Consider the following 13,922-nt stretch of genomic DNA (forward strand, 5'->3'; position numbering starts at 1 on the left):
AGCTCATGACTTCACTCGATTCCTCCGTCACGCTGTCCGATCAATACGCGCGCTTCGGCCTGGGCCTGCAATTGAGCGACGTACCGCGCGCCGTGCAAACCCGCGCGAAGCATCTGATTCTCGACGCCGTCGGCATTGCATTCGCGTCGCGCGGTTATCCGTATGCGGATGTTTCGCTTGCCGCGTTCTCGGAGCTTGGGAGCGGCGCTTCACCCGTCATCGGCTATGGCCGGCGGCTCGCCTTGCGTGATTCCGCGATGATGAACGGCGTGCTGATTCACGGTCTCGATTTCGACGACACGCATTCACGCGGCGTCATTCACTCGACCACCAGCGCATTGCCCTGCGTGCTCGCGCTTGCCGACCGCGACGGCGTGAACGGCGCGGACCTGCTGGCTGCATACATCGTCGCCATGGAAGTGTCGACGCGTGTGGCGTCGGCGGCGAAGGGCGGATTCCACGACGCCGGGTTCCATCCGACGGGTCTAGTCGGCGCATTCGGCTGCGCGGTCGCCGCATCCAGATTGCTGCAACTCGACGAGGCCCGCGTGGCGAACGCACAAGGCATCGTTCTTTCGATGGCGGCCGGCAGCCTCGAATTCCTCGAAGACGGTGCGTGGACCAAGCGCGCTCATCCTGGTTTCGCGGCCGCGTCGGCCATCACCGCCGCGACGCTCGCGAAGCACGGCTTCACAGGCCCGCGTCTGGCCTATGAAGGACGCTTCGGTCTCTACGCCAGCCACCTCGGCAAGCCGCTCGACGCAGCCGATCGTGAACTCGCCACAGAAGGCCTCGGCAGCACCTGGCAGATCGACGAAGTGGCGATCAAGCCGCTGCCCGCATGCCACTTCACGCATGCAGTCGCCGACGCGGCAATCGCGCTAAATCGCGAGCATCGTTTCTCGGCAGAAAAGCTCGACTCGATCAAACGCGTGATCGCCAAAGTGCCGCGCGGCACGGTGGAAATCGTGTGCGAACCGGTCGATGCGAAGCGCAAACCGGTCACCGCCTACGACGCGCAATTCAGCGTGCCGTACATCGTCGCCACCGCGTTGCTCAAAGGCCGCTTCACGCTCGACGAACTCGAACCGGCCGCGCTCGCCGACCCCGCGGTGCTCGCACTTGCCGCAAAAGTCGACTATGAAATCGACCCTGACACGACATTCCCGCGCCACTACACCGGCGAAGTCGTGGTGGAGCGCAGCGACGGTTCGCGCGTCGCGCATCGCGAGGCGATCAATCGCGGCTGCGCGGACCGGCCCGTCAGCAACGACGACATCGTCGCCAAGTTCTACGCTAACGCGCAGCGCAGCGTCTCGCGCAGCGTCGCCGAACAGATCGCCCAAGCCGTATTGCAACTCGACGAGCAGCCGGCCCGCTCGCTCGCTGACACGCTTGCCGGACACACCGCATCCTAAGGACGTCATCATGACTGCAACAGAACTCGACACGCTGGAAAACGATCAACTGATTCTCGACATGCTCGACCGCTTTCTCGAAACCGAGGTGCGTCCTTACGTTCACGAGTTCGATCACGACGATATCTATCCGACGGAGATCGTCGAGAAGATGAAAGAGATGGGCCTGTTCGGCTGCATCATCGATCCCGAGTATGGCGGGCTGGGTCTGTCGACGCGGACCTATGCCCAGATCATCGCGCGCATCTCGCGAGTGTGGATGTCGGTGAGCGGCATCATCAACTCGCATCTGATTCTCGCGATGCTGGTGCAACGCAACGGCACGCCCGAGCAGAAGAGCAAATATCTGCCGAAGTTCGCCACCGGCGAGTGGCGTGGCGGCATCGGCCTCACCGAGCCCGATTGCGGCACCGATCTGCAAGCCATTCGCACGACCGCCAAACGCGTCGGCGACGAATACATCGTGAACGGCAACAAGACGTGGATCACCAACAGCAAGCACGGCAACACGCTGGCGCTGCTGGTGAAGACGGATACGACGGCGCAGCCGCGTCATCGAGGGATGAGTTTGTTGCTGGTGCAGAAAGGACCGGGATTCGAGGTCAGCCGTCAACTCGAAAAGCTCGGCTACAAAGGCATCGATACGTGCGAGTTGTCTTTCAACGACTATCACGTGTCCACGGATGCGCTGATTGGCGGCGTGGAAGGAAAGGGCCTGCAGCAGATACTCGGCGGCCTCGAACTCGGCCGTATCAACGTCGCGGCGCGCGGCGTCGGCGTCGCGCAAGCCGCGCTCGATGAATCGGTCAGCTATTCGCAGCAGCGCAAAACCTTCGGCAAGCCGATCTGCGAACACCAGGCGATCCAGCTGAAGCTCGGCGAAATGGCCACGCGCGTCGAAGCCGGCCGCTTACTGGTGGACGCCGCCGCGAAGAAGTACGACCGCGGCGAGCGCTGCGACATGGAAGCGGGCATGGCGAAATACTTCGCGACCGAAGCCGCATTGGAAAACAGTATCGAGGCCATGCGCATTCACGGCGCGTATGGTTATTCGAAGGAATACAACGTCGAGCGCCTGTATCGCGACGCGCCGCTCCTCACGATCGGTGAAGGCACCAACGAGATGCAACGCATCATCATCGCCAAGCAATTGATCGAACGGAGCCCGGTATGAGTCTGCCTCTCTCAGGCGTGCGCGTGCTCGCCATCGAACAATATGGCGCCGGGCCTTTCGCCACTCAACATCTCGCGGACCTTGGCGCGGAGATCATCAAGATCGAGCATCCGAGCAATGGCGGCGACGTCGGCCGCGCGGTGGGCCCGTATTTCTTCGGCGAGGGCGACAGCCACTTCTTCGAAGCCTTCAATCGCAACAAGTGCAGTCTCACGCTCGACTTGAAGAAGCCCGAAGCGCGCGCGGTGCTGCTGGACCTCGTCGCGAAGAGCGACGCCGTGTTCAACAACTTGCGCGGCGATCTGCCGGCGAAACTCGGGCTCACTTACGCGCAACTTTGCGAGGCGAATCCGAAGATCGTGTGCGGGCATCTGTCCGCTTATGGACGAACTGGCAGCCGCGCGGCATGGCCGGGCTACGACTATCTGATGCAAGCCGAGGCGGGCTATCTGTCAGTCACCGGCGAACCCGATAGTCCGCCGGCGCGCTTCGGCCTGTCGATCATCGATCTGATGACCGGCACGACGGCGGCGATGGCACTGCTCGCCGGCCTCGTCGATGCGAAGACGTCGGGCAAAGGGCGCGATATCGACGTGAGTCTCTTCGACGTCGCGCTGCATAACCTCGCCTATGTCGCGACGTGGTATCTGAACGGCGGTGTGGTGACGGGGCGCGAGAACCGCTCGTCGCACCCGTCGCTCACGCCGAGCCAGTTGTACAAGACGCAGGACGGCTGGATCTTCCTGATGTGCAACAAGGAGAAGTTCTGGGGCGTGCTCGCCGAAGTGATCGACAAGCCGTCGTGGGTGACCGATCCGCGCTTTTGCAACTTCCAGGCGCGTCTCGCGAATCGCGATCTGGTGCAGACCGAACTCGACGCGGTGCTTTCGACGGCGACCACGGCGCAATGGCTCGAACGCTTCGGCGGCCGGGTGCCGGCCGCGCCGGTGTTCAATGTAAAGGAGGCGCTGGAGAATCCCTTCGTCGCCGAACGGGAATGCGTGGTGGATGCCGAGCATCCGCGCTTCGGCAAGGTGCGCGGCGTGGCCGCGCCGGTGCGGGTCGACGAGCCGCTGCCGACGCGTGCGGCGCCGGATCTCGGGCAAGACACGCAGCGTCTGCTCGACGAACTGGGCTACGGCGCGGAAAGGATCGCTTTGCTGAGGGAGGCGGGTGTGGTGCAATAAGGCCGGGCGGGCAACCGTCCGCCCTCTCACTTTTTTGCACATCCAGATGGCCACGACAGTCCTCGGGCAACAGCCGCGTTACATGCAGCTGGCACAGACGCTCCTGAACGAGATTCAGGGCGGGCAGTTTCCCATCGGCACGTTGCTGCCGACCGAGTTCGAACTGTGCGAGCAGTTCGGCGCGAGCCGCTTCACCGTGCGGCAGGCGATCAAGCAATTGGAGCAGCGCGGTCTGGTGGACCGGCGGCCCGGCATCGGCACCCGCGTGAAAGCCACGCAGAGCGAGACTGCGTACCGTCAGGTGATGGAGCGCCTGAGCGATCTGCACCGTTATACGACCGACACGGAGTTGGAGATCGCGTCGACGCAGACAGTGGAGATCGACGACCCGGATCTGATCGAGCGGCTCGGCGCGAAGCCGGGCGAAACCTGGCTGCTGGCCGAGGGCATTCGTCTGTCGCCGGAGAGTGTTGAGCCGATCTGCCACACCGAGGTGTATATCCACCCGGCGTTTCGCTCGTTGACGGGCCTGAGCGGCCGGACGCATGTGCCGATCTACACGATGATCGAAAAGCAGTTCGGTGAGCAGATCACCGAAGTACAGCAGGAAATCCGCGCGGTGGCGCTGCCGGCGAAGCTGGCGCAGCGTTTGAACGCGAAGCCGCGTTCGCCGGCGCTGTGGTTATGCCGACGCTATCTGAACCGGCGCGCGCAGGTGGTCGAGTTGACGATCAGCGTGCATCCGGCGGATCGCTACAGTTATTCCGAAACGTTTCAACGCGACTGGCACGCGAACTAGCACCCTTGCGACGCGTGCCGTTCAGGAGAAGAACATGGACGCACGCAGTTATCTGTTCGTGCCGGGCGACCGCCCCGAGCGCTTCAGCAAGGCACTCGACACGGGCGCCGACGCGGTGGTGATCGATCTGGAAGACGCGGTCGTACCGGCGGCCAAGCCGGCCGCGCGCGAAGGCCTGCAACGCTGGCTATCGACGGCGGACCTTACGCGGCTGATCGTCCGCGTCAATGCAGTAGGCACGCCGTGGCATATCGATGACGTGGACATGGTGCGCGCGTCCGGCGTTTCCACGATGATGCTGCCGAAGTCGGACAGCGCGCAGCAACTCGCCGATGTCGCCGCTCGGCTGCCATCGCAGATGCGAATCGTGGCGCTGATCGAAACCGTGACGGGCGTAGTGGCAATGCGGGAAATTGCCGGCGCGCCGTCGGTCATGCGGCTCGCTTTCGGCACGGTGGACTTTTGCGGCGATGCCGGCATCGAAGGGCTCGGCGTGGAACTGAACTACGTGCGCTCGCAGATGGTCATCGAATCGCGCTACGCGGGTCTGCCCGCGCCGATCGACGGTGTGACGCTGGAACTCGACGATCTCGCGCGCCTGGTGGAGCATGTGGCCGCTGCGCGGCGCTTCGGCTTCGGCGGCAAGCTGTGCATTCATCCGCGACAGGTGGACCCGGTCAACAGCGGCTTCGCACCGAGCGAAGACGAGCGGCGCTGGGCATCGCGCGTTCTGGCCGCTTCTCGCGAGCATCCGCAAGGCGCGTTCGCGGTGGATGGCAAACTGGTCGACCGGCCGGTCATCGAACGGGCGCGGCGGATTGCGGAGTTCGACGCGCTCGTCCCGTGACGCCCGCGCAGCGCTCACCGCCTCAAATGATCCAGCGCGTCCCTCAACGGCGCGCTGGAGATGACGATCGGCCCCGTAAACGGCGTATCCAGGTCCACAATCACGTAGATCGCCGAAGCAATCGACACCGCGCCCAGCGAAATCGTGACCAATGCCAACGCGTTGCGCGGCGCGATCAAGCCGAAACTCAGAAAGATCACACCCAGCCAGAACGTCAATGTCTTGAGAAAAGGCTGGGAAATCGAACTGTGCGCTTCCTCGATGAGCTTCCATCGCGCATCCACGACACGCCGGTATTGCTTCAGCCCGTCATCGAGCGCGCGCTGCCGTAACGGGTCGGGCGTCCGTAGCGCCCGCAACTCCCGGCCCACGGCGCTCAGCATGTCGCCGAGCCGCACGCTCTCCAGTTTCTGCGAGTTGTTTTGCGACCCTATGTCTTTCGGATAGTCGCCAGTGGGCGGCGTTTCGGCAGGCCACGTGGATGCGATCGCCGCGGCGGTGTACTGGCGCAACAAATGCCGGGCCGGTTCGGTTTCCGCGCCGTAGTCGCGCAAGGTCGTGTCGAACTCGATCAGATCGGCCGCGTAGGCGCGCAAGTCGTTCGAGGCGGTGTCGAAGCTGGATTTCGCGGATGCCGTCATCAAGCCGAGTACCAGCGCGGCGAACGTCACCAGCATGCCGATCACCAGTTGGATCAACTGCACTGTCTCGTGCGCCTTGTGCTCCTCGGGCAGGAGGGGGCGCACGCACACCCCGGCCGCGGTCACGACGAGCAGAAGAACAAAAACCACCACCGCCGAGCCTATTTCCGACATCGCCGTGCTCCGTGGACACATCCCGCCACTTTCCATCAAGCGCCGCCCGGCGAGAAGCCGGGTAGTCCCGCAATGCCCAGTGCGCATCACCCTTCATATGCACCCGTATGTTGATGTAGCGCAAGCCCATGCGCCAGCCACCATAAAGTTTTTTGCGATTGAGCCGTAGTCCTTATATGTGGCGTTCGCTTAAATTTAGACAAGAGTTGCGGACCTGGCCGAACGGGCTTGGGCGCAGCAGTGTGGCCGAGGTATTACTGAACATCCGGTCAGGCAGCCCAACGGAGACAAGCCCGATGTTGAAAAATCTGTCGATTCGCACCTGCCTCACCCTGATGATCGTGTTCTTCGGCGTCGTGCTGCTGTTCGGCGCCGCCGCCGGCTTGCTGTCGCTGCGTTCGAGCAATGCTTCGCTGCAGCAGATGTACACCGTGGACACGCCCGCTGTCGCCGACCTCGAAGGCAGCGCCGGACAGTTGTTGCGCCTGCGTCTCGCGCTGGCGACGTACGCATCGCTGGTCGACCTGAACGATCAGGACGGCGCGAATGCCGTGCTCAAGCGTTTTGATCAATACCAGAAAGCCTCCAACGACCGCCTTGCCCACTATCTGAGCCGCGCGAGCACGGACGCCGACGAACAACGCCTCATCAAGGACATGCAGGACAAGCGCGACACCTTCCTACACGAAGGCGTCGATCCGGCGCTCGCCGCGCTCAAGTCCGGCGACAAGACGACCTTCCAGCAATTGCAGGCGCACAAGCTGCCGTCGCTCTACAGCGCGTACGAAAAGGCGATGCTCACGCTCGAACAGTTGCAACTCGATCACGGTGCGCAACGCTATCAGGACGCGCAGGATCTGTTCTACGCGATCTGCATTGCAGTGGCGATCGGCATGGCCGCATCGCTGCTGGGTGCATGGATCGGCCGCGCGGTGCTGGTGCGTGCCATTGTCCGTCCGGTCGACGCCACCATCGCCCAGTTTCAGCGCATCGCCAATGGCGACCTGACCGGCCAGATCGTCGTGGGCAGCCATAACGAAATGGGCCGTCTCGCGGCCGCGCTGCGCAAGATGCAGGAATCGCTGATCGCGACGGTGAACTCGGTGCGCCAAGGCACGGAATCCATCGACACCGGCGTGAGCGAGATTGCCGCGGGCAACACCGATCTCTCGCAACGTACCGAGGAACAGGCCGCGTCGCTCGAAGAAACGGCGGCGAGCATCGAACAGCTCACCTCGACCGTCAAGCAGACGGCGGACAACGCGAAGCAGGCCAGCTCGCTCGCGCAGGGCGCGTCCACGCTGGCCGCGCAAGGCGGCGATCTGACGGAGCAGGTGGTGGGCACGATGCATGGCATCGTCGACGATTCGCGACGGATTGCCGACATTGTCGGCGTGATCGAAGGGATCGCGTTTCAGACCAATATTCTGGCGCTGAACGCCGCGGTTGAAGCTGCGCGCGCCGGCGAGCAGGGGCGCGGCTTCGCGGTGGTGGCGAGCGAGGTGCGCTCGCTCGCGCAACGCAGCGCGGCGGCAGCCAAGGAGATCAAGGGCTTGATCGACGAATCGACGGCGCGCGTGCAGGCCGGCTCGCAATTGGTACAACGCTCGGGTTCGACGATGACCGAGATCGTCGGCGCGATTGCGCGCGTGAGTTCGATCATGGGTGAAATCGCGGCGGCTGCTCTGGAGCAAAGCACGGGCATCGATCAGGTCAATCTCGCGGTCGCGCAGATGGACGAGGTGACGCAACAGAACGCCGCGTTGGTCGAGCAGGCAGCGGCTGCCGCGAGTTCGCTGGAAGAGCAGGCGCGGCGGTTGACGTCGGCTGTGTCGGTGTTCCAGACCGGCAGCGGTGCAGCGTCTTCGTCTTCGTTTGCCGGGCGGCGCGGCAGTTCGGCTGCTACGCCGAACACCGCCGGTGCAGGCGAACTTGCGACGGCTTAGCATCGGCGGTTGCTTTACGCCGCGGTCTGTTGAGTCTTCGGGGCAAGCCGTACCGGGGATGGCGACGCTCAAGGTCGGTGGTTGTGACGCGACGGCGCACGGAGTCTTCGCGACAAACCACGTCGCGCGGACAATCGACCGTTACTGCATGGCCGCATAATACTTCGCCACGCTGTCGATCTCCGCGGGCGTCATTTGGCGCGCCACGTTGCGCATCTGTTCATTGATATCGTTGCGCCGCGCGCCGGAAGCAAAGGCGCGCATCTGCGCGGCAAGATAAATCGACGACTGCCCACCGAGCCACGGCGCCGCGCCCTTGCGATCGAGTTGTCCATGACACGCGGCGCAAGGCGCGATATTGCGCTGCGGATCGCCCTGCATGGCGAGTTTCACCGCGTTCGCATCCGGTCCCACGCCAGTGGGCAGGGTTTCCGCCGCGGGCGCTCTCGGCAGCGACGCGTAGTAAGCCGCCAGATCGTGCAGATCCTGATCGCTGCGCGCGGCGATGATCGGTTGCATGATCGCGTTCTGGCGCACGCCGTTCTGGTAGTCACGCAATTCCTTGTAGACCACATCGGCATATTGGCCGGCCAACGCCGGCGCGGTCACTTGCACCGTGCCGAGTACGCCGTGGCACATCGAGCAATTCTGTGTCGCGATCGTCGCGCCACGGCCAATCGAATTCGCGTCGGCCCGCACGCGCCGCAACGGCGGCAGGACCACGACGTCGCTAGGCGCCGGACCGGCGAGATTGCTGCCGCCATACCAGCTCGACGGCGCACCCGCGGCGCTGCAGATCGTCGCCCACAAGCCGCGATCGCCGAACGACTGGCTTGCCGATGGCAGCCAGATGAAGCCGATCAGTATTCCCACGATAGCAATTGCAATCGTGCCGCCCACACTCACGGTGAACCATGGGTTGCGCAAGCTGAAGACGCGTTCCTGATTCATCGCTGCGCTCCGACGACGACTGCCGGCACGGAGGTCTGCGGCAATCTGAGCAACTGCACGATCGGCACGCTGTAGTTGACGACTGTGAGTCCGATCATCAACGCCACCCACAAGCCGAAGCTATTGAGCGCGGCCGGTACACGGTCCACCGGTTGCGCCGCGCTCGCAAAGCGGAAGACCTGCTGCTGAACCAGTGGACCGAATTGCGACTTCACGAGGATGTAGATGAACAGCACGCCGGACGCCAAAAGAATCAATCCGCCCACCGCCGACATGCCGACCCAGAACGCCTGGGACTGCAAGCCGAGAGCGTTGTAATCGTAGTAGGCCATGCGGCGCGGCGCGCCGAGCAGGCCAACGTAATGCCATGGCAGCGTCACCACCATCATGCCGATGAACCACAGCCACAGTTGCGTGCGCACCAGCTTCACCGACACGATCGCGCGGCCGGTCAGTTGCGGCCACAGCTCATAGGCAATCGCGAAGTACATGATGACGATCGCGCCGCCGAAAATCAGATGAAAGTGCCCGGTCACCCACTGCGTGTTGTGCACGGTCGAGTTCAACTGATAGCTCATGTTGATCAACCCGCCCGCGCCGCCGAGACCGAGCATCACGAACGAAAACGCGATCACGAGCATCATGGGGTTCTGCCAGGGCAAGGCGGTCAGCCAGCCGAATGCGCCCTTGCCGCCGCGCAATCTGCCGGCGATTTCAACCGACGCGCAAATCGTGAACACCGTCAGCAGTGTCGGCACCGACACCATGCCGGTGAACACGGCATGCAGGAATTTGAAGCCGGAGCCGACCTGCGGATCGGCGAACAGATGGTGGATGCCGATCGGCATCGCGAAGACGAGGAACAGGATGAACGACACGCGCGCCATCGAATCGCTGTAGAGCCGTCCGCCGATCGCGCGCGGCACCAGCGTGTAGTAGGCGATATAAGCGGGAATCAGCCAGAAGTAGACGATCGCGTGCAGCGTCCACGAGAACAGGATGCGTGAGAGGCCGGCGTCGATCGTGTTGGTCAGGCCGAATGCGACCGGCAGGATCTGCAACAGGATCTCCAGCGCCGCGCCGACGGCGGTCCATGCCCACAGATACGCGCCCGCCACGTTGGCGAACATGGCGAGCGGCACCGGCTTGCCGGGATTGGCGCGTTTCCAGATGCGCAGATTCACATGCATCAGCGCGACCCAGATCCACGAGCCGACCACTACCAGCACCACGCCGAGGTAATAGAACGGGCTGCCGATCATCGGCGGATAGAAGGTGTAGAGCACCGAAGCCCGGCCGAACGCCACCGGCACCATCGCCATGACCGCGCCGACGGCCAGCATGATGAACGCGGCCCACGCCCATTTGAGACCCACGAGACGTTGCGCGAGAGCCAGCTCAACGATCGCGTAGCCGAAGCCCATCGACACGAGGGTGGGCATCACGTAGGCCATCACCGAACCGTGCGCGGTCACCGAGCGATAGTAAAGCTCGGGGTCGCCGACCCACGGCATGAGCGGGCTGCGCACCAGCATCTGCCAGGCGCCGAGCAGCAGCGCGATCAGAAACGCAATGAAGGCGAGCCAGAAATGCGCGAGAACGAGTCGCTTAGCGTGAAACACAGCTCAGCCTCCGTGATTGTCGGGCCTGCTCGAAGAAGGTGGCTTTGTCGATGACTTTCACATGTGCCCACATGGTCTGATGGCCGAAGCCGCAGAACTCGTGGCACGGCATGGTGTGATCTGCGGGCGCGTCGAAACGCGTGTTGAGCGTGGCGACGTAGCCGGGCACGACCATCGTGTTGATGTTGGTGTCGGTGACGAGCAGGCCGTGCACGACGTCGGCGCTAGTGGTGCGGATCGTGATCGGCGTGTCGGCGGGCACAAGCAGGCATTGCGGCGTGAACGAATACTGCTGCGCGATAAAGCGCACGACCACCGAGCCGTCCGGCTGGACCGCGCTGCCGAGATTGTCTTCGACGAATTCGCCGGACAGTTGCAGGCGCGACGGATCGATCGTTTCGACGCGCGAGGGCGGCATCATTGCCCAATGCAGCCCGGAGAACACGATGACCGCTAGCATCAGCACGATCAGCGCGACAGCGAAAATCGCCCAGCGTCGTTCGGCGCGTAAGGCTACCGCGTGGCCGCCGCCCGGTTGATGATTGGAATCGGTCGACATGATCAGTGAACGACGCCGCGCGGCAGAAACACGACGAAGTAGAAGCCGAACCAGATCGCCATGACGATCAGCGTGGCGACACCGGCCACGGCGATCGCGCCATGCGGGCCGGCCGCGACGACGCGTTCCACTTCGCTATCGGTCGGCGGCGCGCTGCGAGTATCGTTCGCTTCCATCTAAAGGCTCTCCAATGCAGTGCATCAATGCAGCGGCGCGTTGCGCAACTCGTTGACCTGGCGGGACGTCACGGGCTGGCCGTGATTGCCCCACGCAGTGCGGATATAGGTGACCACGGCGGCGGCGTCGGTGTCGTTCAGTTCCTGCCCGAAAGGCGGCATGCCGTACGGCTCCGGATTGCGCATGGTGCCCGGCGGGAATCCGCCGTTCAGCACAATGCGGATCGGATTGACCGCGGAGTCCATTTCGATCGACTGGTTGCCGGCGAGCGGCGGGTAATGCTGCAACTTCCCTTCGCCTTTCGCGCCGTGACAGAGCGCGCATTTGTCGGCGTAGATTTTTTCGCCGAGCGCGAACACGTTGGTATTGGTAGGCGCTGACGGCCCCGACTTGCGGCCGCTCTTGTCCGGCAAGGTCTTCAGATAAACGGCCATCGCCTTGACGTCTTCTTCCGTCATGTACTGAAGGCTGTGGTACGTGACTTCGGCCATTGGCCCGTACACGGCGCCGCGATCGGAAATGCCCGCTTGCAGCAGATCGACGATGTCCTTGATGCTCCAGTCGCCGAGGCCGCCGTCCTTGTCCGAGGTCAGCGACGGCGCGTACCAGTTCTGCACCGGAATCAGTCCACCCGCGAACTGCTCGCTTTGCGACGATCCGCCGAGCATGTTGATCTTGGTGTGGCACATCGTGCAGTGCCCGAGCCCTTCGACCAGATACGCGCCGCGGTTCCATTCGACCGATCTGGTCGGATCGGGCTGGAACTCGCCCTCGCGGAAATACAGCGTACGCCAGCCATAGAGCAGCTTGCGCTGGTTGAACGGGAAGCGAAGCGTGTGCTTGCGGTTCGGTTCGCGGACCGGGGTGACCGTCTTCAGAAACGCGAAGATCGCGTCGGAGTCTTCACGCGTCACCTTGGTGTATTGCGCGATCGGCATGGCTGGGTAGATCAGCGTGCCGTCCGGCGTGCGGCCGGTGCGCATCATCTTGAAGAAGGCGTCCTGGCTCCACGTGCCGATGCCGAACTGGGCGTCCGGCGTGATGTTCGGCGAGTACAGCGTGCCGAACGGCGTTTCCATCGCGAGGCCGCCGGCGAACAGTTTGCCGCGCGGCGCCGTGTGACAGGCGACGCAGTCGCCGGCGCGCGCGAGATACTCGCCGCGTTTGACGATGTCGGGGCGCGTGTCGGCGCCCGGCGCGGATGCCGTGGCGGTCTCGGCGGCGCGTGCTTCGGCGATCAGCAGTGGCGTAGGCGACGCACGCAGAAGCGCGGCGCTGCCGGCCACGATCAGGCCGCCAACCAGCAGACCGGACACGAGCGATGCGGGCGCGCCACGGCGCTTCAGCACGGCAATCAAAGCGGCGCGAAAAGCGCCCGGAGAGCGAAAGGTCGGCTTCATTGCGGTTGGCTCCCGCAGGCGAGAGGCAGCCGTTCCGCGGACGCCGGTGCGGGCCGCGGATCGGCCGGACGCGGCTGACGCGCAAGCCAGCTCGATACCGCGGTGATGTCTTTGTCGGTCAGCTTGACCGCGATCGAATGCATGCAGTCCGGCGCCAACGCGTGCCGCGTGCCCGAGCGCCAGGTGCCCATCTGTCCGGCGATATAACTCGCGTGCAGACCGAGCAGGCCGGGAATGCCAGGTTGCGTGCCGGTCATGCGCGCGCCATGGCATGCAATGCATGCCGGTATCTTGCGGGCCGGATCGCCCTGCGTGACGAGGCGCCGTCCGGCGGCGAGCACGGCAGGCGCAACGTTGCTTTGATCGGCATTGGGGTAGGGCGGTTGCAGATCGGCGAAATACTGGCTGATCTTGCGAAGGTAGTCGTCGGGCAGGAAGGCGAGCAGATAGCCCATTGGCGGATAGGTGCGGCCGCCGTCGCGGAACGCGGTCAACTGATTGAACAGATAGTCGGCCGGTTTGCCGGCAATGCGCGGAAAGTAATCGTTGTTCAGGCCTTGACCCTGCACGCCATGACACGAGGTGCAGGCGCGCACACGCTCGTCCATGGCCGATGGCATGGCGCCGGACGCGTCGGCGGCGAATGCCACGCCGCTCCACATGACGTAAAGCGCAAACAGAACCGACGATCCGATAGTTCGACGATGCACGCCAGGCCTCGATTGGGGAACGTTCTTTGTTCTCGATTATCTCTCGCGCATTCGCACGTGGATTCGCATGCGAAGCCGACAGATGATCTATGTCCACTCTGCCGATATTTTTCTTGTATAGCGACTGCAAGAACAGCAAATCGAAACGGACTTGTTCTGGACGGCGAGTGATGATTCGCTACGGCGATGCGATTGCTTTATATAAACAACGATCTGCCTGAATGCGCCGGTGGGTGGCGGCTTTCGGGCTGCGGGAATAACGCTTGAAACGTTCAGCAGCGTGTATGAGGTTGCAGGAATTTAGTCTAAGCGTCAAT

At 63.5% G+C, this 13,922-nt stretch carries 13 protein-coding genes; 6 read left to right on the forward strand and 7 right to left on the reverse strand.

Annotated elements, in window-relative coordinates:
- Positions 1–5: 5 nt before the first annotated feature.
- Genes B0G80_RS18500 through B0G80_RS18520 form a run of 5 tightly spaced genes read left to right on the forward strand, consistent with a single transcriptional unit; the run spans position 6 to position 5,425 of the window.
- Positions 6–1,418, forward strand: a complete 1,413-nt coding sequence (locus tag B0G80_RS18500; protein ID WP_116118929.1) for an MmgE/PrpD family protein — start codon at positions 6–8, stop codon at positions 1,416–1,418.
- Between the two features lie 10 nt (positions 1,419–1,428).
- Positions 1,429–2,592: an acyl-CoA dehydrogenase family protein gene (locus tag B0G80_RS18505; RefSeq protein ID WP_116118930.1), complete on the forward strand. Its 1,164-nt coding sequence runs from the start codon at positions 1,429–1,431 to the stop codon at positions 2,590–2,592.
- The gene (locus B0G80_RS18510; RefSeq protein ID WP_106282078.1) at positions 2,589–3,779 is read left to right on the forward strand and encodes a CaiB/BaiF CoA-transferase family protein; all 1,191 of its coding nucleotides are present in this window, start codon (positions 2,589–2,591) and stop codon (positions 3,777–3,779) included. The genes B0G80_RS18505 and B0G80_RS18510 overlap by 4 nt, the downstream gene beginning before the upstream one ends.
- A gap of 46 nt (positions 3,780–3,825) precedes the next feature.
- Positions 3,826–4,578, forward strand: coding sequence for a GntR family transcriptional regulator (locus tag B0G80_RS18515; RefSeq protein WP_106302037.1), 753 nt, complete (start codon positions 3,826–3,828; stop codon positions 4,576–4,578).
- Between the two features lie 34 nt (positions 4,579–4,612).
- Positions 4,613–5,425, forward strand: a complete 813-nt coding sequence (locus tag B0G80_RS18520; protein ID WP_116118931.1) for a CoA ester lyase — start codon at positions 4,613–4,615, stop codon at positions 5,423–5,425.
- A 14-nt stretch (positions 5,426–5,439) separates the two neighbouring features.
- On the opposite strand, the gene B0G80_RS18525 is transcribed toward B0G80_RS18520, so the two are convergent.
- Positions 5,440–6,240, reverse strand: coding sequence for a hypothetical protein (locus B0G80_RS18525; protein ID WP_116118932.1), 801 nt, complete (start codon positions 6,238–6,240; stop codon positions 5,440–5,442).
- A gap of 296 nt (positions 6,241–6,536) precedes the next feature.
- Between B0G80_RS18525 and B0G80_RS18530 the strand changes: the two genes are divergently transcribed.
- Positions 6,537–8,186 (forward strand): methyl-accepting chemotaxis protein, encoded by a 1,650-nt coding sequence (locus B0G80_RS18530; protein WP_116118933.1) that lies wholly within the window; start codon positions 6,537–6,539, stop codon positions 8,184–8,186.
- 141 nt (positions 8,187–8,327) lie between these two features.
- Here B0G80_RS18530 and B0G80_RS18535 read toward each other — a convergent pair whose 3' ends face one another.
- The 6 genes from B0G80_RS18535 to B0G80_RS18555 are packed head-to-tail and all read right to left on the reverse strand — an operon-like array spanning position 8,328 to position 13,605.
- On the reverse strand, positions 8,328–9,137 hold the full coding sequence (locus B0G80_RS18535) for a c-type cytochrome (RefSeq protein ID WP_116118934.1): 810 nt from the start codon (positions 9,135–9,137) through the stop codon (positions 8,328–8,330).
- Positions 9,134–10,759 (reverse strand): b(o/a)3-type cytochrome-c oxidase subunit 1, encoded by a 1,626-nt coding sequence (locus B0G80_RS18540; RefSeq protein ID WP_116118935.1) that lies wholly within the window; start codon positions 10,757–10,759, stop codon positions 9,134–9,136. The genes B0G80_RS18535 and B0G80_RS18540 overlap by 4 nt, the downstream gene beginning before the upstream one ends.
- A complete protein-coding gene (locus tag B0G80_RS18545) occupies positions 10,746–11,318 on the reverse strand; it encodes a cytochrome C oxidase subunit II (RefSeq protein ID WP_116118936.1) in 573 nt (190 codons plus the stop codon). Before B0G80_RS18545 ends, B0G80_RS18540 begins: the two co-directional genes overlap by 14 nt.
- A 2-nt stretch (positions 11,319–11,320) precedes the next feature.
- Entirely contained in the window at positions 11,321–11,494 is a 174-nt protein-coding gene (locus B0G80_RS45900; protein ID WP_181916783.1) for a hypothetical protein, read from the reverse strand.
- A 24-nt stretch (positions 11,495–11,518) separates the two neighbouring features.
- Positions 11,519–12,895 (reverse strand): cytochrome c, encoded by a 1,377-nt coding sequence (locus B0G80_RS18550; protein WP_181919982.1) that lies wholly within the window; start codon positions 12,893–12,895, stop codon positions 11,519–11,521.
- Positions 12,892–13,605 (reverse strand): c-type cytochrome, encoded by a 714-nt coding sequence (locus B0G80_RS18555; protein ID WP_106282060.1) that lies wholly within the window; start codon positions 13,603–13,605, stop codon positions 12,892–12,894. The genes B0G80_RS18550 and B0G80_RS18555 overlap by 4 nt, the downstream gene beginning before the upstream one ends.
- Between the last annotated feature and the right edge of the window lie 317 nt (positions 13,606–13,922).

Origin of the sequence: Paraburkholderia sp. BL6669N2 (assembly GCF_003387275.1) — a bacterium.
Classification (GTDB): domain Bacteria; phylum Pseudomonadota; class Gammaproteobacteria; order Burkholderiales; family Burkholderiaceae; genus Paraburkholderia.